This window comes from Comamonas sp. B-9, assembly GCF_000410635.1.
Taxonomy (GTDB): Bacteria; Pseudomonadota; Gammaproteobacteria; order Burkholderiales; family Burkholderiaceae_C; genus Comamonas.
Genome location: NZ_APCR01000288.1, coordinates 1 through 25525, shown reverse-complemented (window position 1 = coordinate 25525; position 25525 = coordinate 1). Strand labels below are relative to the sequence as shown.

The window sequence follows — 25525 nt, the reverse complement described above, 5'->3', positions numbered from 1 at the left end:
CCAGGGCCAAGCGGCAGCTGCCTCCGAGCCCCAGCGCCAGCTGCCCGACCGCGATCGCCTGTCCGCCTTTGCCCAGCGCCTGCAGGCCATGCCGCTGCGCCCGCCTGCGCCCGATCCGGCCGGGATGATCGACTTTGTCTACGGGCCGCTGGCGGGCAGCGATTTCCCGACCCTGCACTGGCTCAAGGCCTTGCGCCGGGCCGAAGGCCAGCGCAGCCAGCGCCTGGAATATGCGTCTGCCTTGGGCGCGCCCGAGCTGCGCCAGGCGCTGCAAAAGCACCTGCACCAGACCCGGGACATACGCTGCAGCACGGAGCAGATCCTGGTCGTCAACGGCTCGCAGCATGCGCTTGATCTCTGCGCCCGGCTGCTGCTCAACCCGGGCGACCCGGTCGTCGTCGAGAACCCCGGCTACCGCATGGCGCACCAGGTGTTTGCGGCCTATGGTGCGCAGCTGGTCTGCGCCGAGGTGGATGACGATGGCCTGCAGACCTCGCAGCTGGCGGCGCTGACCGCAGAGGCATCCGCAAAGCTGGCCTATGTCACGCCCGGCCACCAGTTTCCGCTGGGCGGCTTTTTGCCGATTGCCCGCCGCCATGCCCTGCTCGATTGGGCGCGTGCGCAGCGCTGCTGGCTGATCGAGGACGACTACGACAGCGACTACCGCTACACCGTTCGGCCCGAGCCCAGCCTGTGGTCGCTAGACAGCGCGGACTGCGTGATCCATGTAGGAACCTTCTCCAAGACCTTGTCGCCCCAGCTGCGCCTGGGCTATATGGTGCTGCCCCCGGCGCTCGCCAGCCTGTTTGCCCAGGCCAAGCTGCTGACCGACCGCCACAGTGCCACCGGCCCCCAGCGCGCGCTGGCCCAGCTGATCGACGACGGCAGCTATGCCCGCCATGTGCGGCGCATGCGGCGCAAACAGCAGGCGCGCCAGCAGGCCTTGCTGCAGGCTTTGGACAAGCACTTGGGCACCCAGGTGCGCATCCAGGGCGCTGCCAGCGGCCTGCATCTGGCCGTGTGGTTTCCGGCGCTTCCCGCCAGCTGCGAGGCGCAGCTGGTGCAGGCGGCGGCGCAGCGCGGCGTGCGCGTCTACCCGATCAGCCCGCTGTACCTGGAGCAGGCCAGGCATGCGGAAGCCGGCGTGGTGATGGGTTATGCCTTGCTGGATCTGTCCGAGATTGAGCGGGGCGTGCAGCAGCTTGCCCAGGCGCTCAGGAGCCTGCGCTGATCAGGCATCCCACTGCAGGCAGCGCATGCTGATGGTGCCCGACTGAAAGCCCTCAAACACCTGGCGCGCCGGGCCACTGCCGTGGGCAGCGCCCAGGGCGTAGAGCAAAGGCCAGTAGTGGTCAGGGGTGGGCACGGCCATCCTGGCCGAGGCATGCAGCTGCTGGTAGGCCACCAGGGCCTCGTGGTTGCCCGCCAGCAAGGCCTGCTTGGCTGCTTCATCAAACTGCTGCGCCCAGTCGCGGGCGGCCATCAGCCCTTCGGGTGCGCCGCGCACGGTGGCGCGCAGGTTGTGCACGATATTGCCGCTGCCAATGACCAGCACGCCCTGCTCGCGCAAGGCGGCCAGTTCCTTGCCCACTGCATAGTGGTAAGGGGCAGGCTGGTTGTAGTCGATCGAGACCTGGAACACCGGCACATCGACCTGGGGGTAGAGGTGGTGCAAGACGGTCCAGGTGCCATGGTCCAGCCCCCACTGGTCCGTCAGCTGCGCCTGGCCACTGCGCACCAGCGCGGCCGCCTTGGCAGCAAGCGCCGGGTGGCCTGCGGCCGGGTACTGCATTGCATGCAGCTCGGCCGGAAAGCCGGAGAAATCATGGATGGTGGCGGGCTTGTCGTTGACCGTCACGCCGGTGCTGCCGCGCGTGAGCCAATGGGCCGACACCACCAGGATGGCGGTGGGCCGGGGCAGGCTGGCACCCCAGCGTTGCAGGTGCTGGGTAAAGGGGTTAGCGCTGATCGCATTCATCGGGCTGCCATGGCCGATGAACAGCACCGGCATTTTTCGCGGCGGCTGCGGGCTGCGGGCCAGGGCGTGGCCCATCGGCAAAAGAGCGGCCATCACCGCAGACAGACTGCCGGACAGGACCAGGGAGCGACGTGACAACATGGGGCGTGGAGCAAAAAACAAAGGGCCGCTGTCTGAGGCGGCCGAGGGGCACAAGTTCCGCCGCAGCCCCCAAAGAAAAATGCAGTGCTTGCCCAGGGTATGCACTGCATTTGGAGCGTCAGGCACTCAAGGCATCAGATGCTGGCGTTGTCGATCACAAAGCGGTAGGCCACATCGCCGCGCAGCATGCGCTCATAGGCCTCGTTGATGTGCTCGGCCTGGATCAGCTCGATGTCCGCCACAATGCCGTGCTCGGCGCAGAAATCGAGCATCTCCTGCGTCTCGGGGATACCGCCGATCAGCGATCCGGCCAGGCTGCGCCGCTTCATGATCAGTCCAAACACACCGGGCGATGGGTGCGGGGTAGAAGGCGCACCGACCAGGGTCATCGTGCCATCGCGCTTGAGCAGGTTGAAGAACGGGTCCAGGTCATGCGGGGCGGCCACGGTGTTCAAGATAAAGTCCAGGCTCTGGGCATGGGCGGCCATCTCATCGGCATTGCGCGAGACCACCACCTCGGCAGCACCCAGCGCCTTGGCGGCATCGCGTTTGGATTCGGAGGTGGTAAAGGCCACCACATGCGCGCCCATGGCATGCGCCAGCTTGATGCCCATATGGCCCAGGCCGCCAATGCCCACCACCCCGACCTTGTGGCCCGGCCCCACGCGCCAGTGGCGCAGTGGCGAGTAGGTGGTGATGCCGGCACACAGCAGCGGCGCCACGGCAGCCAGCTGGGCCGGTGGGTGGCTGACGCGCAGCACATAGCGCTGGTGCACGACGATGCTTTGCGCATAACCACCCAAGGTATGGCCCGGCGCATCGGCCGTGGGCCCGTTGTAGGTGCCCACCATGTGGTTGCAGTAGTTCTCCAGCCCCATGCCGCAGTCCACGCAGTGCTGGCAGCTGTCCACAATGCAGCCCACGCCTACCAGATCCCCGGGCTTGAAATCGCTCACCTCGGAGCCAACTGCCGCCACCTCGCCGACAATCTCATGCCCGGGCACACAGGGGTAGAGCGTGCCCGCCCATTCGGAGCGCACCTGGTGGATGTCCGAGTGGCAGACGCCGCAATAGGCAATGCGGATCTGCACGTCCTGGGCGCCGGGCGTGCGGCGCTCGATGTTCAGGGCTTGCAGGGGTTGGTCACCCGCGTGGGCGCCATAGGCTTTGACGGTCATGATGAAGGTCCTATTCCGTTCGTGGAGGTCAGCGCATGGCGCAGGCTAGGCCACGCCAGCCACTGATGCACGGGGTGCAGCCGCCATGCACAGGCATGGGCAGCCATGCCCGCATGAAGGCAGGTTCATCTTACGCCCCTTGTATGGCAGATCTGCTGGGGCCGGGCGACGGCTTGCGAACCGCTGGCGCTGCCGCCAAACGCTGATCGCCCTTTTCATCAAATGGTTTTATGAGAATAATTCTCATTTGCGAATATCATAGACCCCAAGGTTCAGCGATTGCCGCCGTTCCTTGTTTCATCGTGGGGCGACCTACTGGGTTTTTACTCCAGTGGTCGTTTTTGCTAGCCAGCGGTTCTCCATGTAGCCAGGCATTTTTTTCACGTTGAAGCGCTCTCGCCGTCTTTGCGACGCGCTCCGCCCAAGTCCTTCCAGCGGACCTTGCCAGGTCTGTGTTCCGGAAACAGGCATAGGCCCTCGCGGCATGGCGATCCTCTCCCCTGTCCTGTTTATTGCTCAGCTAATGCGCTGTCCAGCGCCTCCTTGTGCAGCGCTTTCCTGTTGCCCGGTGCTGCTGACGCCGTCAGGCTATACCCGATGACATAAAAAGTAGGCGAGTGCTAACATCCACTCCAATCATCTGGAGTTGGTATGAGAATATTCATTTCATGGATTACTAAGTCACTGATCGCTGTGGCTGCCGCGCTGGGCTTGCAGGCCGCGCAGGCACAGGGTCTGCTGTTCACGCCAGGCAGCATCAACTTCAGCAACACGGCGGCGGGCAGCGTATCGGCAGCGCAGAGCGTTACGGTGGAGTACCAAGGCCCCACGCCATTCATACTGAATGTCAGCAGCGTCACGCCGCCTGCAAACTCCGCCTTTACAGTCGTGGACAGCAGCTGCGCTGCAGGCCCCTATCCGCAATTCACGCCCTGTACGATCAGCTTTACGTTCACTGCGCCGGCTGCTGCGGGCCCCGTCACAGATGCCTTCCGTTTTGAAGTCGACAATCTTGGCACCCAGTCCATCACCCTGAACGGCTCCTCGGATGGCGCCACGCCCCAGTCCATCACCTTCAGCTCCACCCCGCCCAGTCCTGCCCCTGTGGGAGGCAGCTACGACATTGCAGCCACTGGCGGTGAATCGGGCGGGCCGGGGGTTTTTTCCATCGATCCCTCAGCGGCTGCGATTTGTTCGGTCACGGGCAATACGGTGAGCTTTCTCAGCGTGGGCACCTGTGTGGTCAATGCCAACCAGGCAGGCAATGGCGCCTATTTCGCCGCCCCGCAGCAGCAGCAAAGTTTTGCGGTGACAGCCGGCCCGACGGCCAACCCGGGCACACCCACCCCAGTCCCCGCACTGGGAGCCTGGGGGGCGGTGCTGCTGTCCAGCTTGGTGGCGGTGGCCATGGTGCTGGTGCAAACGCGGCGCAGGGTTCAGCCAGCTTAACGAACCCACAGCACCTCCAACTGCTGCCTGGCCTGCGCCACCACCAGCGTCAGCTCATCACCCTCCGCCTTGCCGAGCAGCGCCTGGCCCAAGGGCGCTTGGCTGCTGATGACCTGGATGGACTCAGCGCCGATGACCAGCTTCATGTTGCCCCCTTCAGGGCCGAGAAAGATCTGCTGCTGTCTCTCGTCCGCATCCAGCAGGCAAACCAGCGCGCCCAGCTGTATGCCCCTGCCGGCGCTATAGGGCTGCGGGCAAAAAATCCGCCAATGGACCAGCGCCTGTCGTATGGCCTCAGCGCGACGCGCCTGGCCCGTTGCCAGGTAAGCCGCCTCCAGGCCCAAGGTGTCGTACTTGTTCTCGGCAATATTCTCCTCGTGGGTCGCCGCTTCATGCGCCGCACTCACCGCCTGCTCGACCTGCCGCAGGTCATCGGCCAGCCGCTCCAGCACCAGCTGCTGCAGCAAGGATTTATCCACCATGGAAGAAACCTCCCGAACAATTTTGTGGGTGATTATGAACGGCCTTGCTACCTTGGCTAACAACACCACGGATCTTGCACGAGCATTGGCAATGTAATAACATAGTTATAACTTAGGAGTCACTATGCAATTAACCATTCGCGCATTCGGCAACAGCAAAGGAGTCGTGCTGCCAAAAACGCTGCTGGTGCAGGCCGGCCTGGATACCGCACAGGTTGCCGATGTGCAAGTCGTTGACGGATCCATCGTTATCAAGGCCCAGCCTGCTGTGCGCAGCGGTTGGGCAGCAGCGGCTGCGGCGGTCGCACAATCGCAGGATGACCGCCTTGTCATGGGAGAGTTTGGCAACTCAGCAGATGCCGATCTTGTATGGGATGAAGACATCTCTAACCCGCAACAAGCCAACGGACCCGTCGAATGGTGAGCGCAAGCCACCCCATCAAGCGCGGCGAGATTTGGCTGATCAACCTTGATCCCACACAAGGCAAAGAAATCCAAAAGACACGTCCCTGTGTCGTCTTGTCACCCGATGAGATGAACCTCGCCTTGGGTATCGTGACGGTAGCGCCGATGACAACCGGCAGCCATGCTGCCCCTTTTCGCGTGCCTGTGACATTTCAAAGCAGCCAGGGCTTGATCCTCCTGGACCAAATGCGTGCAGTAGACAAGTCACGCCTGGTTGATAAGCGAGGTGACCTGAAAACGCAGGTAACGCAAGCTTGTCTCAAGGTTCTGCGAGAAATGTATTCCTGACATAGCCGCCAAGCGGGTGATCTTGGATTGCACCTCGCCCCAACTGCGGATGCCATGCCTATGCCCGCCAATAAAAAAGCCACACAGCATCAAAAATGATAGCTGTGCAGCCAATGAATCTGGTAGGGCGTGAGGGACTTGAACCCGCGACCAAAGGATTATGAGTCCTCTGCTCTAACCAACTGAGCTAACGCCCCGGTACCACCACCTGCCAGAAGCCCTGGCGAGTGAAGCTTTGCATTCTAGCGTCTATTTCGGATGGCTCAGCGCGTTGGATACGAGCTTGGAGGTGATTCCAACGATCTGGATCATCTTCTCATAGGGCATGCGTTTGGGGCCGATGACGCCCAGGGTGCCAACCACTTTGCCATTGACCTGGTAGGGGGTGCTGACGACCGACAGCTCCTCGACGGACAGCAGCTGGCTCTCGCCACCGATGTAGATTTGCACCCCTTCGGCGCGGTTGGAGTTCTCCAGCAGGTGCAGGATCTGGGTCTTTTGCTCGAACAGGTCAAAGGCCCGGCGCAGGTTGGTCATGTCGTTGCTGAAATCGCTGACGGCCAGCAGGTTGCGCTCGCCGGCAATCACCAGCTCATGCGGCGCTTCTTGGGCATCTTCATCCACATTCACGGCCGCCAGCATCAGTGCGGCAATCTCGTCGCGCAGGCTGTCCACTTCCTTGCGCAGAAGCTGGCGCACCTGCTCCATCGCCAAACCGGCGTAATGGGCGTTGAGGTAGTTGGCCGTCTCGATCAGCTGGCTTTGGGAATAGTCCGACTCGGTAAAGATCACCCGGTTTTGCACATCGCCCTCGGGTGAGACCAGGATCAGCAGGATGCGCTTTTCCGACAGGCGCAAGAACTCGATATGGCGGAACGACGAGCTTTTGCGCGGCGCCTGCACCACGCCTACGTACTGCGACAGCTCCGACAGCACGCCAGCCGCGCTGGTGATGACCTTTTGCGGCTGCTCGGGCGCAATCTCGGCCGACACGACCTGGTCCGAGTCTACGGTCAGCATGGTGTCTACAAACAGGCGGTAGCCCTTGGCCGTGGGGATGCGGCCGGCGGAGGTGTAGGGGCTGGCAATCAGGCCCAGGCCTTCGAGGTCGGCCATCACATTGCGGATCGTGGCCGGCGAAAAGTCCAGCCCCGGCGCCTGCGTGAGCGCGCGGGAGCCCACTGGGTGGCCATCCGCTATATAGCGTTCCACCAAGGTTTTGAGCAGCAGCCGGGCGCGGTCATCGAGCATGGGCGCATTTTATCCGTGTCCTTGGCACCAGCAGGCGCGTTCGGGCCAGAACCAGGGATACCCGGAGCACGCCAGCCAGCAGCCGGACCCCAGAGATGGCTACCACGCACCCGACTTATGGCGCCCATGCAACAATGAAGCCGTAGCTGCCCCGCGTGCCTGCCTGCAGGCGCCAGGGCAGCTCCAGGCCCAGCCCCGGCCACCGGCGCGGCCCGCCTTTGCAGGGCAGGCGGCAGCCGCCACCTGGGGCTGCTCAAGAAATTCAAAAAGATTACGCCACTTTGGTGATGTAATTTGCGTATGCAGTCTCGCTTCCAACACATTGCCCTGATCGGCAAACACCATGCACCGCCCACTGCCGAGGTGCGCCAGCAGTCCTATGCGGCTTTCAGCCAGATCGCCTGCTATATCGAGGCCCAGGGCGGCACTGCATTCCTGGAGCAGGAAACCGCCGCCTTCACCGGCATGGAACACTACCCGACGCTCAGCATGCAGCAGATCGGTGAACGCTGCGACCTGGTCATTGTGCTGGGCGGTGACGGCACCATGCTGGGCGTGGGGCGCGAGCTGGCCCAGTACAACACGCCGCTGGTCGGCATCAACCAGGGCCGCCTGGGCTTTGTGACCGATGTGCCGCTGCAGACCTTCATGGGCCCGCTGTCGGCGATTCTGGCTGGCGAGTACGAAGAAGAAGTGCGCTCGATGATCCATGCCCGCGTGATGCGCGAAGGCCAATGCGTCTTCGAGGCGCTGGCCTTCAACGATGTGGTGGTGAACCGGGGCGGAACCTCGGGCATGGTCGAGCTGCGGGTCGAGGTCGATGGTCAGCTGGTGGCCAACCAGCGCGCGGACGGCTTGATCATTGCCACCCCGACCGGCTCGACCGCCTATGCGCTGTCGGTCGGCGGCCCCATCGTGCACCCGACGGTGCCCTGCTGGGTGATGGCGCCGATTGCGCCGCATATGCTGTCCAACCGGCCCAGCGTGATTCCGGATACCCAAGAGATTTCGATCGAGGTGATTGGCGGGCGCGATGTGGCCGCCAATTTCGACATGCAGTCGCTCGCCTCCATCCTGCGCGGTGACAAGATTTTGGTGCGCAGCGCGCCGCACAAGGCGCGCTTTCTGCACCCCCGGGGCTGGAACTACTACGCCACCCTGCGCAAAAAGCTGGGCTGGAACGAAGGAGGCATCACGCCATGAGCCTCAGACGCATTGGCTTGCGTGATTTCGTCATCGTCGAGCAACTGGAAGTGGATTTCCAACCCGGCTTCACGGCGCTGACGGGCGAGACGGGTGCCGGCAAATCGATCCTGATCGATGCCTTGCAGTTGGTGCTCGGCCACCGCGCCGACACCGGCTTTGTGCGCCAGGGCGCGAGCCGCGCCGAGCTGATGGCCGAGTTCGATACGCCCGCCACGCTCGAAGGCTTTCTGGCCGACAACGACATGCCGGGTGAGGAAACCTTGCTGCTGCGCCGCGTGATCGATGCGCAGGGCAAGAGCAAGTTCTGGATCAATGGCGTGCCCGCCACTGCCACGCAGCTGCGCAGCATTGCCGGCGCGCTGGTCGATATCCATGGCCAGCATGCCTGGCAGGGGCTGACCCAGCCCGAATCGGTGCGCCAGCTGCTCGACGCCTATGCCGGTGCCGACAGCACCCCCACGCAGCGCGCCTATGCGCTGTGGCGCAGTGCCGACAAGGCCTTGCAGCAAGCGCGCAGCATGGAAGAAACCCACCAGCGCGAGCGCGAACGCCTGCTCTGGCAGATCGCCGAAATCGACAAGCTCGCACCCGGCCCGCAGGAATGGGAAGAGCTCAACACCCAGCATGGGCGCCTGTCCAATGCCCAGGCCTTGATGGATGCGGCCAACAACGCGATGGCCAGCCTGGAAGGCGAAGACGGCGGCGCGCTCACCCAGGTCAACCGCAGCCTGCATGCGCTGCAGGACCAGGCCCATGTGGAGCCGGGCTTTTCGGCGATGGCCGAGTCGCTGGAGTCGTGCCTGGCCCAGCTCGAGGATGTGATGCGCTCGCTCAACGGCTACCTGCGCCATGCCGAGCTGGACCCGGACAAGCTCGAACAGCTGGACCAGCGCCTGGGCAGCTGGATATCACTGGCGCGGCGCTACAAGCGTGCGCCCGAAGACCTGCCCGCGCTGCTGCAGGGCTGGCATGCCGAGCTGCTGGCGCTCGAAGCCTCCTCCGACATGGTGCAACTCAGCAAGAACGCCCAGCAGGCGCAGGAAGCCTACCAAAAAGTGGCCGCTACGCTGAGCCAGGCGCGCCAGCAAGCGGCCAAGCGCCTGTCCAAGGCGATCACCGCTGCGATGCAGGACCTGGGCATGGCCGGCGGGCGTTTTGTCGCCCAGGTGAGCCCCGCACGCGAGCCGCGCAGCGATGGCATCGACGATGTGGAACTGCTGGTCGCTGGCCACCCCGGCACCGATCCCAAGCCGATTGCCAAGGTGGCCTCGGGCGGCGAGCTCTCGCGCATCTCGCTGGCCATTGCAATATCGACCAGCCAGCTCGGCCAGGCGCCCACCCTGATCTTTGACGAGATCGATTCGGGCATTGGTGGTGCGGTGGCCGATGCGGTGGGCCGTGTGATGCGGGCGCTGGGCCGTGACCGCCAGGTGCTGGCCGTTACCCACCTGGCTCAGGTGGCTGCGCGCGGCGACCACCACCTGCTGGTGGCCAAGCAGCGCAGCAAGGGCGGCAGCACCAGCCATATCCGTACCGTGGCCGATGACGAACGGGTCAACGAAATTGCCCGCATGCTGGGCGGCGAAAACCTCTCGGCCACCAGCCGGGCGCATGCCCAAGAGATGATTGCCGGAGGAATGAATGACCGATAAGACATCTGCCCCGCAGCCGCTGGAAGTGGTGGTCATCACCGGCATGGCCGGCTCGGGCAAGTCCGTGGCACTGCATGCGCTCGAAGACGTGGGCTACTACTGTGTGGACAACTTTCCGCCCGAGCTGATGCAGGCCCTGGTGTCGCTGGAGCACTGGCAGCACGGCAGCCGCGTGGCCATTGCAATGGATGCGCGCAGCGCCAAGGGCCTGTACCTGGTGCCCGAGCAGCTCGAGCGGCTGCGCGAAGCGGGCGCGCAGGTACGGCTGATCTACATGGATGCGCAGCGCGACACGCTGATGCGCCGCTTCTCCGAAACCCGCAGGCGCCACCCGCTGACCAACGAAAAGCTGCAGGAAGGCCCGCGCGCGCTGGTGCAGATGATTGAAGAGGAGCGTGCGCTGCTGTCCGATCTGCGTGAGCAGGCCCATGTGATCGACACCAGCAATATGCGCGGCTCCCAGCTGCAGGCCTATATCAAGGAGTGGATCCAGGCACCGCAATCGAGCCTGACCTTGCTGTTCCAGTCCTTTGGTTTCAAGCATGGCATCCCCATCGACAGCGACTACATGTTCGATGTGCGCATGCTGCCCAACCCCTACTACGAGCCCGAGTTGCGCCCCCACACCGGGCTGGAAGCACCGGTTGCCAACTTCCTGGCGCAGCAGCCCAAGGTGCTGCAGATGCAGGCCGATATCATCCGTTTTCTGGACAACTGGCTGCCCGAACTGGTGAAGAACCACCGCAGCTACGCCACCGTGTCGGTGGGCTGCACCGGCGGCCAGCACCGCTCGGTCTACCTGGTCAATGCGCTGGCCCAGCACTTTCAAGGCCGCTGGACCACCTTGCAGCGCCACCGCGAGCTGGGCGCCAAAAAAAGCTGATGCCCGCGCTGCTTACTCGGCGCGCAAGGCGACGCTGAGCTGGTCAACTACCGTGGCCCAATCGGCATCGGCGGTGATGCTCTCGCGCAGGAAACGCGCTTGCGCTGGCGACCAGAATGCCGCATCTGCCAGCAGCACCTTGTCGGGCAGCGGGCGGTGCGATTCGATGAACTGGCGGATCGAGGCATCATCATCGGGCAGGCCCAGTTGCTGGAACAGCGACGAGAAGGGGTGGACCGTGGGCTCCATGGCGTACTTTCAAGACAAGAGGATGGCTGCAGTCTAAGCGCCAGGCAGCGGCGCCCTTTGCAGGACAAGCCCGGTAATGGACGCCAGTGCCGGCAGCCGAGCCCGCCTCAAAACCCGCGCTGCAGCAGGCTGCGAATCGGCGCGGGCAGTCCCAGATCGGGCCATTGCGCAGGCAGGCACCACTGGCCCGAGGGCGTGGGCACACCATCGCTGGCAACGGGTACCCGCACCGGGTGCAGATGCAGGTCCTTGTGCGTGAGCACATGCAGAAAAGGCCGGGCATGCACCGCCTCCGAGGCATCACCGTGCTGTGCCGACTGCGCAAGCAGCGCCTCTTCACTGTCATAGACCGGCAGGCAGAACAGGCCGGCCCAGATGCCGGGCGCCGGGCGCTTTTCCAGCCAGATGGCGCCATCGGGCCGTTGCCAGCACAGCAGCCACCAGCTGGCGGCGCTGCGCTTCAATTTCTTGGTCTTGACGGGATAGCGCTCCGGCTGGCCCTGGCGGTGCGCCACGCAATCGCTGTGCACCGGGCAGAGCAGGCAGCTGGGCTTTTTGGCGGTGCAGATGGTGGCGCCCATGTCCATCATGCCCTGGGTGTAGCGCGGCATATTGCGCGCCAGGTCGGTGGTGGGCAGCAGGTCTTCGGCCAGCGCCCAGAGCTTTTTCTCGGCGGCACTGCTGGCCAGGTCGTCCTCAAAGCCCAGCACGCGGGTCAGCACCCGTTTGACGTTGGCGTCCAGAATGGCAGCGCGCTGCGCAAAGCAGAACGAGGCAATCGCGCCGGCGGTCGAGCGGCCAATGCCGGGCAAGGACGAGAGCTCGTCGACCGTGTGCGGAAACGCGCCGCCAAAGTGCTCCATCACCTCTTTGGCGCAGCGGTGCAGGTTGCGCGCGCGGCTGTAGTAGCCCAGGCCGCTCCACAGCGCCATCACCTCTTCATCGCTGGCCGCTGCCAGGTCGGCCACCGTGGGGCAGCGCTGCAAAAAGCGCTCGTAGTAGCCCAGCACGGTGCTGACCTGGGTTTGCTGCAGCATGATCTCGGACAGCCAGACGCGGTAGGCATCCTGGGTGTTCTGCCACGGCAGATGGTGTCTTCCGTGGACTGTCTGCCAGGCCACGATCTGTTCGGAAAATCGACTCACAATCGCTGTTCTCGGGGGGAGTAGTTATCGGTGGGCCTGGCCGCTCTGGGGCGGCCTGCCAGGCCCGCGTTTATTTCTGGCAGCGCTTGCAGTAATAGGTGCTGCGCTGCCCTTGCTTGATGAGCTGCACCGGCTGGCCGCATTGCGGGCAGGGCTCTCCGGCCCGGCCATAGACGCTGGCCTGCGCCTGGAAGGCACCGGCATAGCCATTGACCTGGACAAAATCGCGCAAGGTGCTGCCGCCCAGCGCAATCGAGCGGGTCAGCACCTCCACAATCGCTGCATGCAGGCGTTTCGCCTGGGGCCGCGTCGTCTGGTTGGCCGGTTTGGTGGGTGCGATGCCGGCCAGGAACAGCACCTCGCTGGCGTAGATATTGCCCACGCCCACGACCACCTGGCCGCCCAGCAGCAGCTGCTTGATCGGCGTGCGCGACTTTTGCAGCCCGGCCCAGAGGTGCTCCACGCTGAAGCCGGCACCCAGGGGCTCCACGCCCAGGTTGGCCAACAGCTTGGCGGCCATGCCGGAGTCGGCATCGGCGGACCAGACCACCGCACCAAAACGGCGCGGGTCATGCAGGCGCAGCAGGTGCTGGTCGGTGAACAGGTCGAAATGGTCATGCGGGCCGGCGGGCGCATCCCTGGGACTGACCTGCAGGCTGCCGGACATGCCCAGGTGGATCAGCACCACACCCTGGTCCAGCACGAGCACGATGTACTTGCCCCGGCGCTGCACCTCGGTGATGGTGCGTCCGGCCAGCGCGGCGGTGTCGATGCCCAGCGGCCAGCGCAAAGGCTTGCCCATGCGCACGGAGGCGATACGCGCGCCTTTCAGCGGCGCAACCAATCCCCGCCGCGTGACTTCCACTTCTGGTAACTCTGGCACTTTCTTCCTTCTGCAAGGCCCTTGGGCATCGTTTATTATGGGCCGATGACGCAAAAACTTCGTTTACTGGCTTATTTTCTGGCCTCCGGCCTGATGGCACCCGCGTTTGCAGCGCCTGCCCAAGCACCGCAGCATGGCGCTGCCCAGCGGCAACTGGCCTTGGCGGCGGCCGAGCGCGCCGATGATGCCAGAGTCGAGCTGGATGCGGAGCTTTTTTACGAGCTGCTTTTGGGCGAAATGTATGCCTACCGCGGTGATGCGGCCACCAGCGTGGAGTTGCTGCTCGATGCCGCCCGCCGCTCGGGTGACGAAAAGGTCTACCAGCGCAGCGCGCAGCTGGCGCTGCTGTCGCGCTCTGCCAGCCGTGCCACCGAGGTGGCCCAGGCCTGGAAAAGCGCCTTTCCGCAATCGCGCGCAGCCAGCCGCTACATGCTGCAGGTGATGCTCTCGACCAACCATGGCGAGGAAACCGGCCCTCTGCTCAAGCAAGAGATCGCGCTGGCCAAGCCCGATGAAAAGCTCGACTGGATCCGCGCCATCCCCAGCATCTACCGGCGCCTGAGCGACCAGGCGCTGGCGGCCCGCATTGTGCGCGAGGCGCTGACCCCCGAGCTGGAAAACCCCGCTACCGGCCCCGAATCCTGGGCCGCCATTGGCCGCATGGAGCTGGCCGCCGACCAGAAGACCGAGGCCCTCGCATCCGCCCGCCGGTCGCTGCAGCTCAACCCGGACAACGAAAGTGCGGCCAAGCTGGCTGCGGACCTGGTCAACGCCGGCGTGCCGGGGGCTGAGGCGCTGGTGGTGGACTTTTTGGACAAGTCCAAGAGCGGTGAAGCCCACCTGGCCTATGCGCGCAGCCTGATGAACGCCGAGCGCTTTACCGAGGCCAAGGCCCAGCTGGACAATGCCACGCGCCTGAGCCCCGAATCTGCCGACGCCTGGATGCTGAAGGCCGCGCTGGAGGCCCAGCTCAAGCAGTACACCGAGGCCGATGTCTCGCTGCTCAAGCTCGACACCCTGATCGACAAATTCCCCTCGGCCGTGCTGCAGCGCGAAGTGCGCATCCAAAGCCTGATGCTGCGCGAGCAGATGGCCGAGGCCCAGCAGAAATGGGCCGAGGCCGACCGCTGGGCCGATGAGATCGCCAAGGCTGGCAACACCGCGCTGGCCACCTTGCGCAAGGCCTCCATCCAGATGCAGCAAGGCAACTACGATGCTGCTGCGGTTTTGTTGGAGCAACTGCCTGAGGGTAATGCCGGCGAGGCACGCGCCAAGCTGGCCGCGCAGGTGCAGCTGCAAAAGACCGCCAAGAACTATGCCAAGGCGCTGGAGCTGCAAGGCCGCCTGGTCGCGCTGCAGCCGCAAGACCCCGATGCGCTGTACGAGCAGGCCATGCTGGCCGAACGCATGAACAACATGGAGCTGGCCGAGACCCAGTTGCGCCGGCTGATCGAGCTGCAGCCCGATTTTCACCATGCCTATAACGCGCTGGGCTACTCGCTGGCCGATCGCGGCCTCAAGCTCGACGAGGCCAAGAGCCTGATCGAAAAGGCGCTGAGCATGTCGCCCGGTGACCCCTTCATCACCGACAGCCTCGGCTGGGTCGAGTTCAAGCTGGGCAACCTCGAGCGCGCCGCCGAGCTGCTGGAGCAGGCCTACACCAAGCAGCCCGATGCCGAGATTGGCGCCCACCTGGCCGAAGTCTGGTGGAAACAGGGCAAGACACGGCCTGCCGAAGAGCTGCTGCGCACGGTTCTGAAGAACGCGCCCAACAACGACATGGTCAAGAAGACCTTCGAGCGCCTGGGAATCAAGCCATGATGCTGCAGCGCAGGCAGCTCTGCCTGGCTGCCATCGGCACCGGCTTGCTCCCCCTCCTCTCGGCCTGCAGCACGGCAGCGCGCCAGCTGGAGGCCGCACCCGGCAAGACCTACTGGTCGGGCCGCATGTCGGTGCAGGTGCTGGACAGCCCCCCTCAAACCACCAGCGGCAGCTTTGAGCTGTCGGGCAGCCCCGACTCGGGCGAGCTGGTGCTGCTCAACCCGCTGGGCAATATCGTGGCGCGCGTGCAATGGTCGCCCGGCCAGGCGAGCGCGCAGCAGGGCACGCAAACCCGCCAGGCCAGCTCGCTCGATGGGTTGACGCAGACCTTGCTGGGCACCAGCTTGCCGATTGCCGCGCTGTTTGACTGGCTGCAGGGCCAGCCCACGGTGGCCGCGGGCTGGCAGGCCGATCTGGAGGCGCGCAGCGAAGGCAAGATTCTGGCCCGCCGCCTTGACCCCCTGCCTGAAGCCAGCCTGCGCATCGTGCTCGATGCGCCATGATTTTTTTGTGAGACCCTGATCCATGCGTACGCTGTACGACGTTCCTGCGCCTGCCAAGCTCAACCTCTTCCTGCACATCACCGGCAGGCGCGCCGATGGCTACCACCTGCTGCAGTCGGTCTTCATGCTGATCGACTGGGCCGACATGCTGCACTTTGAGCTGCGCAGCGGCGGCCAGATCAGCCGCGAAGACCTGAACACCCCGCTGCCCGCCGATGACCTGATCACCCGCGCAGCGCGGGCCTTGCAGCAGGCCACCGGCTGCAGCCAGGGCGTGCACATCGGCGTGCACAAAAACCTGCCGGCCCAGGCGGGCATGGGCGGCGGTTCCTCCGATGCGGCCAGCACCTTGCTGGCCCTGAACCAGCTCTGGGATTTGAAGCTCTCGCGCAGCGAACTGCAGCGCATCGGCTTGACGCTGGGCGCCGATGTTCCGTTTTTTATTTTTGGAAAATCGGCTTGGGTCGAAGGAATCGGTGACATAATACGTCCACTCGAAAACGAGCAGCAACTAGCAGACACCGCGCTGGTAGTTGTGAAGCCGCAAGAGGGTCTGGATACGAAACTTATTTTTTCAAGTCCGAACCTAAAACGCGATTCAGAAGCTGCTACAATGACGAGCTTCGCTGCAGAGAATTTTGACTTCGGTCGAAACGACTTGCAGCCGGTCGCAGAAAGCCTGTGCCCTTCGATAAAAAAAGTTTCTGACTTTTTGAAATCACAAGGATTACATGCTAGAATGACGGGCTCAGGTAGCGCAGTTTTCGCAGTGAAGAAAATGCAAGCTAATAGCTGCCAGAGTAGTTTTTCACAAGACTGGACAGTGAAAGATTGCACAAGTCTGATGGAACATCCTCTCAGAGGCTGGACCCAAGACTGAAAGTTTCAAAGGATTGGTGATGCTTAGCACCAATTCTTGTAGGGGAGTCGCCAAGCTGGTTAAGGCACCGGATTTTGATTCCGGCATGCGAAGGTTCGAATCCTTCTTCCCCTGCCATATTTCTTACCGCGTACAAGCAACGCACACAGCTAACCCATACCCACTGGGACGCTATGCAAGACCATCATCCAGACTTCATGGTTTTCACTGGCAACGCCAACCGCGAACTTGCCTCTGAAATTGCACAACACCTCCATACCTCTTTGGGTAACGCCGACGTAGGCCGTTTCTCTGACGGTGAAGTCACCGTCGAGATCAAGCAAAACGTCCGTACCCGCGATGTGTTCGTGGTGCAACCTACCTGCGCGCCCACCAACGACCATCTGATGGAACTGTTGGTGATGGTCGACGCCCTGAAGCGTGCATCGGCTGAGCATATCTGCGCCGTGATCCCCTATTTCGGCTACGCCCGCCAGGACCGCCGTGTTCGCTCGACCCGCGTGCCCATCACGGCCAAGGTGGTGGCCAACATGCTGCAAGCCGCTGGCGTGAGCCGCGTGCTGACCATGGACCTGCACGCCGACCAGATCCAGGGCTTCTTCGATATTCCGGTGGACAACATCTATGCATCGCCTGTGCTGCTGGGTGATCTGCGCCAGAAGAACTACGAAGACCTGATCGTTGTGTCGCCGGACGTTGGCGGTGTGGTGCGTGCACGCGCACTGGCCAAACAACTCCATTGCGATCTGGCCATCATCGACAAGCGCCGCCCCAAGGCCAATGTCTCCGAAGTCATGCATGTGATCGGTGACATCGACGGCCGCAACTGCGTGATCATGGACGACATGATCGACACCGCAGGCACCTTGGTGAAGGCGGCGGAAGTGCTGAAGGAACGTGGCGCCAAGAAGGTCTACGCCTATTGCACGCACCCCATTTTCTCGGGCCCGGCCATCGAGCGTATCGGCAACGGCGCGGCGCTGGACGAAGTCGTGGTGACCAACACCATCCCGCTGTCAGCCGAAGCACGCAACTGCAGCAAGATCCGCCAGTTGTCGGTGGCACCGCTGATCGGTGAGACCATCCACCGCATCGCCACCGGCGAATCGGTGATGAGCCTGTTCCAGGAAGCCGACTGATCAAAGGGCCCGCAAGGCCCTTTTTCTGCTTTCTGCTAAAATAGATAGTTTTCGCTGGCCGCTGCAATTTGTAGCGGCCTTTTTAACCGGGTGAACTGGTCGCGGTTCATCCCACATTGGAGTAATAAAATGAACGTTGTCGCTTTTGCGCGCGCTAAGCAAGGTACGGGTGCGAGCCGCCGCCTGCGTAATTCTGGCCGTACGCCTGGCATCATCTACGGTGCTGCTGCTGAGCCTCAGTTGATCGAAGTGGACCACAACAGCCTGTGGTATGCCCTCAAGAAGGAAGCCTTCCACGCATCCGTGCTGGAACTGGACCTGGACGGCGCCAAGAGCCAAGTGCTGTTGCGCGACGTGCAATACCACCCCTACAAGCAGCTGGTGCTGCACATCGACTTCCAACGCGTCGATGCCAACACCGCGCTGACCATGAAGGTGCCAGTGCACTTCAGCGGTGCTGAAGAATCCCCAGCAGTGAAGATCGACAAGTACCTGGTGACCCCGGTTGTGACCGAAATCCAAGTGATCTGCATGCCCAAGGACCTGCCCGAATTCATCGCGGTGGACCTGAGCAAGCTGGAAAAGGGCTCGACCATCCACCTGAAGGACATCGCTCTGCCTAAGGGCGTGAAGCTGGCTGCACAAACCAACCCTGCGCTGGTGTCCGTGGCCGCTCCTGCCGCTGCTGAACCTGCAGAAGGCGAAGCGCCTGCTGCTTAATCGCACTGCAAGCTGCTGACGCCCCTGGCGTCTGCAAGCCAGAGGCTGCATTGCTGGTCAATGCAGCCTTTTTTCATTCTTCCCACCACCCCATTCCATCCGCCCATGATCAAGCTGTTTGTTGGCCTCGGCAACCCCGGCCCTGAATACGAAGGCACGCGCCACAACGCCGGATTCTGGTGGATTGATGCGCTGGCCCGGGACTTGCGCCTGCAGCTGGTGCCAGACCGCAATTACTACGGTCTGGTCGCACGCACCTCCATCCAGGGCGAATCGGTCTGGCTGCTGGAGCCCCAGACCTTCATGAACCTGTCGGGCAAGTCGGTCGGCGCCCTCGCACGCTTTTTCAAGATCAAGCCCGAAGAGATTTTGGTGGTGCACGATGAGCTCGATCTGCCGCCCGGCCAGGTCAAGCTCAAGCGCGGCGGAGGTCACGGCGGCCACAATGGCCTGCGCGATATCCATGCGCAGCTGGGATCGTCCGATTACTGGCGCCTGCGCATCGGCATCGGCCACCCCGGGGACAAGCAGGAGGTGCCCAACTGGGTGCTGCGCAAGCCCGCGCCCGACCAGCGCAAGCTGATCGAGGACAGCATCATCCATGCGCTGCAGGCATCGCCCGAGCTGCTGGCCGGCGACATGGAAAAGGCCACGCTCAAGATCCACACCACCAAGCCCCAGCGGCCCAAGCCGCCACGCCCAGAGGCCCTCTGAGCGCACCGGGCTACACGCCCATCACCACCCGATCACTCCGCAGTCACAGGCCCTTGTCGGCCTGCAGGCGCACATAGCGCTGCATCAAGGTGGGCTTGTCTTCCTGAAAATCGGGATGCACCGGAATGCAGGCGACCGGGCAAATCTGCACGCACTGGGGCTCATCGAAGTGGCCCACGCATTCGGTGCAGCGGTGCGGATCGATCTCGTAGTAGTCCTCCCCCATCGAGATGGCATCGTTGGGGCACTCGGGCTCACACACATCGCAGTTGATGCACTCATCGGTAATCATCAAGGCCATGGATGCGTCTCCAAGATTCCAGCACGGGGGAAGAAGTGTGACATGAGCGACATTATCCCGCGACCTCCTTAGCCATACTCGTGGCACTGCGAGTAAGCATGTATGGTGTGTCGGAATTGTTCGCGTTATGCTTGCCGCTGCGAAAAAATACAACAAGCACCAGCAGGTCTGCGCGCCTTTCCTAACCACGACGGCTACCCATGGGTCTTTTCATTCTCAAGCGCACACTCACCTTGCTGCTCACCTTGTTGGGCACCTCGATTGTCGTCTTCCTCGTTCTGGAGATCCTGCCGGGCAACGCCGCCCAGATGCTGATGGGGCCCGATGCCGCGCCCGAAGCAGTCGCTGAGCTGGCCGAGCAGCTCGGGCTCAACCAGCCCGCCTGGGAGCGCTATGTGCACTGGATTTCGGGCCTCGTGCACCTGGACCTGGGCAACAGCTACAGCTACGGCACCCCGGTCATCGAACTGATTGCCGAGCGCATGGCACTCACCTTGCCGCTGGCCTTGATGGCGATGGCCATCACCACCGTGGTGGCGCTGGCCGCCGGCATCTATGCCGCCAGCCGCCACAACAAGCTCGGCGATGTCAGCGTCATGGGCATGGCGCAGCTGGGCATTGCCATCCCCAATTTCTGGTTCGCCATCTTGCTGATCCTGCTGTTCTCGGTGCACCTCAAATGGTTCTCGGCCGGCGGCTTTCCGGGCTGGACCGAGGCCTCGGGCGGCTCACCCTGGGCAGCGCTCAAGTCGCTGATGCTGCCGGCGCTGTCGCTGGCCGTGGTGCAGGCGGCCATCCTGGCGCGCATCACGCGCTCCTCAGTGCTCGAAGTGCTGCGTGAAGACTTTGTGCGCACCGCCCGGGCCAAGGGCCTGTCGCAACGCGCAGCGCTCTACGGCCATGTGCTGCGCAATGCACTGGTGCCCGTCGTCACCGTGATGGGCCTGCAGTTTGCCGAGCTGATGGCCGGCACGATCGTGGTCGAGAACGTGTTCTACCTGCCCGGCATGGGCCGCCTGATCTTTCAGGCCATTGCCAACCGGGACCTGATGGTGGTGCGCAACTGCGTGATGCTGCTCGCCGCCATGGTGGTGATCGTCAATTTCGTGGTGGACCTGCTCTATGCCTGGATCGACCCCCGCACCAAAGCCAGCGATATCTGAGCACGCCATGCAACCGCCTACCTCCGTCGCCCCCATCCTGCCCACGCCCGCTGCCAGCCCAGCGCCTGGCCACACGGCATCCCGCAACACGCTGTGGCGCCGCGCGCTGCGCAACCCCAGCTTCATGATTGGCCTGGTGCTCACGGCCCTGCTCTTGCTCGCCGCTGGCCTGTCCTATGTCTGGACGCCGCACTCGGCCTTCGAGATGAACATGGAGGCCAAGCTGCAAGGGCCATCGCTCGCCCACTGGCTGGGCACCGATGCCTATGGGCGCGATGTCACCTCACAACTGCTGCTGGGCGCGCGTGCTTCCATTTTGGTCGGCGTCATTGCCGTGGGCATCGGCGTCGTGGTCGGCACGGCGCTGGGCCTGCTGGCCGCTGCCAAACGCGGCTGGGTTGAAGAGGCCATCATGCGCCTGGCCGATTTCTCGCTGGCCTTCCCCGCCATTCTCTCGGCCATCATGCTGACTGCCGTGTTCGGCCCGGGCATCATCAATGCCATCGTGGCCATCGGCATCTACAACATCCCGATGTTCGCCCGCATCGCACGCGGCTCGGCCAACACCATCTGGGGGCGCGAATATGTCACCGCCGCCCGCGCCTGCGGCAAGGGCGCCTGGGCCATCACCTGGCAGCATGTGCTGCCCAATATCTCGGCCACCTTGATCGTGCAGAGCACCATCCGCTTTGCGATTGCGATCCTGGCCGAGGCCGCACTGTCCTACCTGGGCCTGGGCACGCAACCGCCGCAGCCGTCCTGGGGCCGCATGCTGAGCGAGGCGCAGACCTTGATGTTCCAAGCGCCGCTGCTGGCCGTCTTCCCAGGCGTGGCGATTGCCTTATCGGTGCTGGGGCTCAACCTGCTGGGCGACGGTCTGCGCGACCTGCTTGACCCGCGTCTGGCCCGCAAGCGCTAAGAACGTGTTGACGATCTCCTCACGCCGCGACAGTGTCTTTGCGAGATGGGATGCGAGGCGCAACACCGCAGCAATAGCCGCGCTATTGCGAGGATTTGCAACGACGCAGACCGCTCGCAAAGCCACTGTCCCTACGGGTTGGAGTGAAATCGGGCGATTTCTGCGCGCTGGCCCTTGCTTGCACCCCGGTGCAAGCTGCGGACCATCGCTTCGACCTCATCCCGATTGCACTCCAACGCGGCTGTGCAGAGATCGTAAACACGTTCTATGGAGTGTCCATGGCATTGATTGATGTACAGCACTTGGAAATCGTGCTGCAAACCCACCGGGGCCCCGCCCGCGCCGTGCGCGATGTCAGCTTCCAGATCGAGCGCGGCCAGGCCCTGGGCCTGATTGGCGAGTCGGGCTGCGGCAAGTCCATCACGGCCATGGCCTTGATGGGCCTGCTGCCCGAATCGGCCCAGGTCAACGGCAGCGCCCAGCTCGACGGCCAAAGCCTGGTGCAGCAGCCCGACCACTGGTGGCGCAGCGTGCGCGGCAACCGCATTGCGATGATCTTCCAGGAGCCGATGACGGCACTCAACCCGGTGCACACCATTGGCCGCCAGATCAGCGAACCGCTGCGCCTGCACAAGGGCTGGAGCGCGCGCCAGGCCCGTGAAGAAGCGATTGCGCTGCTCGACCGCGTCGGCATCGCCCAGCCGGCGCAGCGCTTTGATGCCTACCCGCACCAGTTCTCGGGCGGGCAGCGCCAGCGCATCACGATTGCGATGGCACTGGCCTGTGGCCCCGATCTGCTGATCGCCGACGAACCCACGACGGCGCTGGACGTCACCATCCAGCAGCAGATCCTGGATCTCATCAACGGACTGGTGCAGGAGCGCCAGATGGCCTTGCTGCTGATCTCGCACGACCTGGGCGTGATCTCGCAGAACGTCGACAAGATGGTCGTGATGTATGGCGGCACCGTCGTCGAATCGGGCAGCACCGAGGCCGTGTTCGAGCACATGGCCCACCCCTACACCCGGGGCCTGCTGGCCGCGCGCCCCAGCATGCAGCCGCGCATCCAGGGCCAGCCCCAGCGCCTGCACACCATTGCCGGCTCGGTGCCCGAGCTGGTCGACCTGCCCGCCGGCTGCACCTTTGCCGGGCGCTGCAGCTTTACCCAGGCCCCCTGCTTTGTGCAAAGGCCGCCCAGCGTGGCGCTGCCATCGACCCATCCGCAAGAGACGCACCAGGTGCACTGCCTGCGCCCCGAGGCCTACGCCATCGCCACCGAGACCCCTGACGAGACCCCCGCATGACGGCAGCCCCCCACGACACCCCCTTGCTGCAGGTGCGCGACCTGGTGCGCACCTACACCCTGCCCCGCGAAAAGCTGTTTTCCGCGCCCCCCACGGTGCAGGCCCTCAAGGGCGTGAGCTTTGAGCTGCATGCCGGCCAGAGCCTGGGCATTGTCGGCGAGTCGGGCTCGGGCAAGTCCACCTTGGCGCGCCTGGTGATGGCGCTCGACCAGCCCACCTCCGGCCAGGTGCTGCTCGAAGGCCAGGACCTGCACCGCATGGAAGCGGCCGCGCTGCAGTGCGCGCGCAAGGATTTCCAGATGGTGTTCCAGGACCCCTATGGCTCGCTCGACCCGCGCCAGACCGTCGAGCGCATCGTCAGCGAACCGCTACAGGCGCAAAACACCGCCTCGCGGGCCGAGCAGCGCGAACGCGCCAGCCAGGTGCTGCAGCAGGTGGGCCTGCGCGCGCAGGATGTGGACAAGTACCCGCATGAGTTCTCCGGCGGCCAGCGCCAGCGCATTGCCATCGCGCGTGCGCTGATCACCAAGCCCCGGCTGATCATTGCCGACGAGCCGGTCAGCGCCTTGGACGTGTCGGTGCAGGCCCAGGTGCTCAACCTGATGCAGGACCTGCAGCGCGAGCACGGCATCACCTACCTGCTCATCAGCCACGACCTGGCCGTCATCAACCACCTCTGCGACGCTGTGGTGGTGCTCTACCAGGGCGAGATCGTCGAGCGCGGCGCGCCCAGCGAGCTGTTCCAGCATGCCCAGCATCCCTACACGCAAAAACTGGTGCAGGCCGTGCCCCAGGTGCGGCCACGCCGACACCGCATGCCAGCAGGGATTGGCGCAAGTCCTGTATAACCGTGTTTGAGCTTCTCGGCGCGCCCGGCCAGGGCGTTGCCACTCCGCAGCTTTCCCCCATAAATTGAATAAAACCCTATCCAAGGAGTACCCGGATGCTGAACCGTAGACACCTGCTTGCCGCAGGCACCCTGGCACCGCTGCCGCTGTGGCTGCCTGGCATCGCCCAGGCACAGGCCAAGAAAGACACCGTTGTGCTGGGCATGACCCTGGAGCCGCCAGGGCTCGACCCCACCGCTGGCGCCGCCTCGTCGATTGCCGAGATCACGCACTACAACCTGTACGAGACGCTGACCAAGATCAACTCGGACGGCAGTGTCTCGCCGCTGCTGGCCGAAAGCTGGGAAGTCTCGCCCGATCTCAAGAGCTACACCTTCAAGCTGCGCAAGGGGGTGACTTTTCACAACGGCGAGCCCTTCAACGCCAACAGCGTCAAGTTCTCCTTTGACCGCGCAGCCGGCGAGAAGAGCACCAACAAGGACAAGCGCACCTTCGCCAACCTGACGGCCCAGGTGGTGGACGAGCACACGGTGGTGATCCTGAACAAGGAAATCGACCCGGACCTGCTGTTTGTGCTGGGCCAGGCCACCTCGATCATCGTCGAGCCCAAGAGCGCCGACAGCAACGCCACCAAGCCCATCGGCACCGGCCCCTACAAGCTGGGCAACTGGAGCAAGGGCGCGTCCATCACCTTGGAGGCCTGGCCGCAGTACCGCAACCCTGGCAGCATCCGTATCCGCCGCGCCACCTTCCGCTTCATCTCGGATGCCGCTGCGCAAGTCGCCGCCTTGCTGGCCGGTGATGTGGACATCTTCCCGCGCGTCTCGGCCCGTGGCATCGACCAGTTCAAGACCAACCCGCGCTACCAGGTGGTCATCTCCGGCTCACGCGCCAAGACCATCGTCGCCATCAATGAACGCCGCAAGCCGCTCGACGATGTGCGTGTGCGCCGTGCGCTGTCCGCGGCCATCGACCGCAAGGCCGTCATCGCCGGCGCGGCCGAAGGCCTGGGCGTGCCCATCGGCAGCCACTATGTGCCCGGCGCCTATGGCTATGTGGACACCACCGGCATCAATCCCTTTGATGTGGAAAAGGCCAAGAAGCTGTTGGCCGAGGCCGGCGTGAAGACCCCACTGAGCCTGAGCATGACCCTGCCCCCCACGCCGTATGCGCGCCAGGGCGGCGAGATCATTGCCGCGCAACTGGCCAAGATCGGTGTCGAGGTCAAGCTGCAGAATGTGGAATGGGCGCAGTGGCTCTCGGGCACCTACACCAACAAGAACTACGACCTGTCGCTGATCTCGCATGTCGAGCCTTTCGACCTGGAGAACTACACCCGGCCCGATTACTACTGGGGCTACAAGTCCGAGAAGTTCAACAAGCTGTTCGAGCAGATCAAGCTTGAAGCGCGTCCTGCTGACCGCTCGCGCCTGCTGGGCGAGGCGCAGCGCCTGCTGGCCGAAGATGCCGCCAACGTCTTCCTGTACCAGCCGCAGTGGGTGACCATTGCCGCCAAGAACGTGCGAGGTCTCTGGAAGGACATGCCGATCTTCATCAACGACCTGTCATCCATGTACTGGGCTTGAACCCGGTCTTGCGCTAGGCTTCAAACCAGCACACCGCCCATCTACGGCCTGCCGAGATGGGCGTTTTTTATTTTGTTCCCCTACTCTTTACACGACTTCTGCCCGATATGACCGCGTTGCACGATTGGCCCGCCACAGCGCTGCTGGCCGCCTACCAAAAGCAAGAACTCTCCCCTGTCGATGTCATGCAATCCGTCATCGACCATGTCGCGCAGTGGGAGCCGCACCTCTGCGCCACCTACCTCTACCGGCCGGAAGAGGCACTGGCCCAGGCACGGGCCAGCGAGGCGCGCTGGCACAAGGGCGCGCCTGCCGGCCTGCTCGATGGCCTGCCGGTGACGATCAAGGAAAACATTGCCCCCCAGGGCGCCCCCCTG

The 25525-nt window shown here is 63.8% G+C and carries 27 protein-coding genes and 2 tRNA genes; 20 read left to right on the top strand and 9 right to left on the bottom strand.

The window, feature by feature from the left end; translation table 11 throughout:
• Nucleotides 1-1231: PLP-dependent aminotransferase family protein (locus H928_RS25785; RefSeq protein WP_021025033.1), on the top strand; the 1231-nt coding region annotated here is incomplete at its 5' end.
• Here H928_RS25785 and ygiD read toward each other — a convergent pair.
• Both ygiD and H928_RS0102225 read right to left on the bottom strand, forming a co-directional pair.
• A complete protein-coding gene (ygiD, locus tag H928_RS0102230; protein ID WP_021025032.1) occupies nt 1232-2119 on the bottom strand; it encodes a 4,5-DOPA dioxygenase extradiol in 888 nt (295 codons plus the stop codon).
• A 134-nt stretch (nt 2120-2253) separates the two neighbouring features.
• Nucleotides 2254-3297: an NAD(P)-dependent alcohol dehydrogenase gene (locus H928_RS0102225; RefSeq protein ID WP_021025031.1), complete on the bottom strand. Its 1044-nt coding sequence runs from the start codon at nt 3295-3297 to the stop codon at nt 2254-2256.
• Between the two features lie 651 nt (nt 3298-3948).
• On the opposite strand from H928_RS0102225, the gene H928_RS0102220 reads away from it, so the two are divergent.
• Nucleotides 3949-4746 (top strand): hypothetical protein, encoded by a 798-nt coding sequence (locus H928_RS0102220; RefSeq protein WP_148293010.1) that lies wholly within the window; start codon nt 3949-3951, stop codon nt 4744-4746.
• Here H928_RS0102220 and H928_RS0102215 read toward each other — a convergent pair.
• Nucleotides 4743-5225 carry a GreA/GreB family elongation factor gene (locus H928_RS0102215; protein ID WP_027010442.1) on the bottom strand — a complete coding sequence of 161 codons (483 nt, stop codon included), beginning with the start codon at nt 5223-5225 and terminating at the stop codon, nt 4743-4745. The genes H928_RS0102220 and H928_RS0102215 overlap by 4 nt on opposite strands.
• A gap of 127 nt (nt 5226-5352) precedes the next feature.
• On the opposite strand from H928_RS0102215, the gene H928_RS25780 reads away from it, so the two are divergent.
• Both H928_RS25780 and H928_RS0102205 read left to right on the top strand, forming a co-directional pair.
• Nucleotides 5353-5652, top strand: a complete 300-nt coding sequence (locus H928_RS25780; protein WP_021025028.1) for an antitoxin — start codon at nt 5353-5355, stop codon at nt 5650-5652.
• A complete protein-coding gene (locus H928_RS0102205) occupies nt 5649-5981 on the top strand; it encodes a type II toxin-antitoxin system PemK/MazF family toxin (protein ID WP_239644872.1) in 333 nt (110 codons plus the stop codon). Before H928_RS25780 ends, H928_RS0102205 begins: the two co-directional genes overlap by 4 nt.
• 120 nt (nt 5982-6101) lie before the next feature.
• Here the strand turns inward: H928_RS0102205 and H928_RS0102200 are convergent.
• Together H928_RS0102200 and hrcA are read right to left on the bottom strand one after the other, a co-directional pair.
• A tRNA-Ile gene (locus tag H928_RS0102200) sits at nt 6102-6178 on the bottom strand.
• Between the two features lie 52 nt (nt 6179-6230).
• The gene (gene hrcA / locus H928_RS0102195; protein WP_021025026.1) at nt 6231-7232 is read right to left on the bottom strand and encodes a heat-inducible transcriptional repressor HrcA; all 1002 of its coding nucleotides are present in this window, start codon (nt 7230-7232) and stop codon (nt 6231-6233) included.
• 300 nt (nt 7233-7532) lie between these two features.
• On the opposite strand from hrcA, the gene H928_RS0102190 reads away from it, so the two are divergent.
• The 3 genes from H928_RS0102190 to rapZ are packed head-to-tail and all read left to right on the top strand — an operon-like array spanning nt 7533 to nt 10973.
• Entirely contained in the window at nt 7533-8435 is a 903-nt protein-coding gene (locus H928_RS0102190) for an NAD kinase (protein ID WP_021025025.1), read from the top strand.
• On the top strand, nt 8432-10090 hold the full coding sequence (gene recN, locus H928_RS0102185; protein WP_021025024.1) for a DNA repair protein RecN: 1659 nt from the start codon (nt 8432-8434) through the stop codon (nt 10088-10090). The genes H928_RS0102190 and recN overlap by 4 nt, the downstream gene beginning before the upstream one ends.
• Nucleotides 10080-10973 carry an RNase adapter RapZ gene (rapZ, locus tag H928_RS0102180; protein ID WP_021025023.1) on the top strand — a complete coding sequence of 298 codons (894 nt, stop codon included), beginning with the start codon at nt 10080-10082 and terminating at the stop codon, nt 10971-10973. The genes recN and rapZ overlap by 11 nt, the downstream gene beginning before the upstream one ends.
• Before the next feature lie 12 nt (nt 10974-10985).
• Here the strand turns inward: rapZ and H928_RS0102175 are convergent, their stop codons facing one another.
• The 3 genes from H928_RS0102175 to mutM form a co-directional block, all read right to left on the bottom strand.
• The gene (locus tag H928_RS0102175) at nt 10986-11222 is read right to left on the bottom strand and encodes a DUF2789 domain-containing protein (RefSeq protein WP_021025022.1); all 237 of its coding nucleotides are present in this window, start codon (nt 11220-11222) and stop codon (nt 10986-10988) included.
• 107 nt (nt 11223-11329) lie between these two features.
• Nucleotides 11330-12370 (bottom strand): A/G-specific adenine glycosylase, encoded by a 1041-nt coding sequence (gene mutY / locus H928_RS0102170; RefSeq protein ID WP_027010440.1) that lies wholly within the window; start codon nt 12368-12370, stop codon nt 11330-11332.
• 67 nt (nt 12371-12437) lie between these two features.
• On the bottom strand, nt 12438-13250 hold the full coding sequence (mutM, locus tag H928_RS0102165; RefSeq protein WP_021025020.1) for a bifunctional DNA-formamidopyrimidine glycosylase/DNA-(apurinic or apyrimidinic site) lyase: 813 nt from the start codon (nt 13248-13250) through the stop codon (nt 12438-12440).
• A gap of 45 nt (nt 13251-13295) precedes the next feature.
• Between mutM and H928_RS0102160 the strand changes: the two genes are divergently transcribed.
• The 7 genes from H928_RS0102160 (at nt 13296) to pth (ending at nt 19027) form a co-directional block, all read left to right on the top strand.
• Nucleotides 13296-15071 carry a tetratricopeptide repeat protein gene (locus tag H928_RS0102160; protein WP_021025019.1) on the top strand — a complete coding sequence of 592 codons (1776 nt, stop codon included), beginning with the start codon at nt 13296-13298 and terminating at the stop codon, nt 15069-15071.
• A complete protein-coding gene (locus H928_RS0102155) occupies nt 15068-15574 on the top strand; it encodes an outer membrane lipoprotein LolB (RefSeq protein WP_021025018.1) in 507 nt (168 codons plus the stop codon). The genes H928_RS0102160 and H928_RS0102155 overlap by 4 nt, the downstream gene beginning before the upstream one ends.
• 22 nt (nt 15575-15596) lie before the next feature.
• Complete coding sequence (gene ispE / locus H928_RS0102150) at nt 15597-16454, top strand: 4-(cytidine 5'-diphospho)-2-C-methyl-D-erythritol kinase (protein WP_021025017.1); 858 nt, start codon at nt 15597-15599, stop codon at nt 16452-16454.
• 40 nt (nt 16455-16494) lie between these two features.
• Nucleotides 16495-16571 (top strand) — tRNA-Gln (locus tag H928_RS0102145).
• Nucleotides 16572-16627: 56 nt separating this feature from the next.
• Nucleotides 16628-17593 (top strand): ribose-phosphate pyrophosphokinase, encoded by a 966-nt coding sequence (locus tag H928_RS0102140; RefSeq protein WP_021025016.1) that lies wholly within the window; start codon nt 16628-16630, stop codon nt 17591-17593.
• 129 nt (nt 17594-17722) lie between these two features.
• Nucleotides 17723-18313 (top strand): 50S ribosomal protein L25/general stress protein Ctc, encoded by a 591-nt coding sequence (locus H928_RS0102135; protein WP_021025015.1) that lies wholly within the window; start codon nt 17723-17725, stop codon nt 18311-18313.
• Nucleotides 18314-18418: 105 nt separating this feature from the next.
• Nucleotides 18419-19027, top strand: coding sequence for an aminoacyl-tRNA hydrolase (gene pth / locus H928_RS0102130; RefSeq protein WP_021025014.1), 609 nt, complete (start codon nt 18419-18421; stop codon nt 19025-19027).
• 43 nt (nt 19028-19070) lie between these two features.
• Here pth and H928_RS0102125 read toward each other — a convergent pair whose 3' ends face one another.
• Nucleotides 19071-19328, bottom strand: coding sequence for a YfhL family 4Fe-4S dicluster ferredoxin (locus tag H928_RS0102125; protein ID WP_021025013.1), 258 nt, complete (start codon nt 19326-19328; stop codon nt 19071-19073).
• Between the two features lie 200 nt (nt 19329-19528).
• Here H928_RS0102125 and H928_RS0102120 point away from each other — a divergent pair, with 200 nt between their 5' ends.
• The 6 genes from H928_RS0102120 to H928_RS25775 all read left to right on the top strand — a co-directional run.
• Nucleotides 19529-20491, top strand: a complete 963-nt coding sequence (locus H928_RS0102120; RefSeq protein WP_021025012.1) for an ABC transporter permease — start codon at nt 19529-19531, stop codon at nt 20489-20491.
• A gap of 7 nt (nt 20492-20498) precedes the next feature.
• On the top strand, nt 20499-21410 hold the full coding sequence (locus H928_RS0102115; protein WP_021025011.1) for an ABC transporter permease: 912 nt from the start codon (nt 20499-20501) through the stop codon (nt 21408-21410).
• A gap of 278 nt (nt 21411-21688) precedes the next feature.
• Nucleotides 21689-22714 (top strand): ABC transporter ATP-binding protein, encoded by a 1026-nt coding sequence (locus tag H928_RS0102110; RefSeq protein WP_021025010.1) that lies wholly within the window; start codon nt 21689-21691, stop codon nt 22712-22714.
• On the top strand, nt 22711-23562 hold the full coding sequence (locus H928_RS0102105; RefSeq protein WP_021025009.1) for an ATP-binding cassette domain-containing protein: 852 nt from the start codon (nt 22711-22713) through the stop codon (nt 23560-23562). Before H928_RS0102110 ends, H928_RS0102105 begins: the two co-directional genes overlap by 4 nt.
• 95 nt (nt 23563-23657) lie before the next feature.
• Nucleotides 23658-25148: an ABC transporter substrate-binding protein gene (locus H928_RS0102100; protein ID WP_021025008.1), complete on the top strand. Its 1491-nt coding sequence runs from the start codon at nt 23658-23660 to the stop codon at nt 25146-25148.
• Between the two features lie 107 nt (nt 25149-25255).
• A partial coding sequence (locus tag H928_RS25775; protein WP_043338317.1) for an amidase family protein occupies nt 25256-25525 on the top strand: 270 nt, incomplete at its 3' end.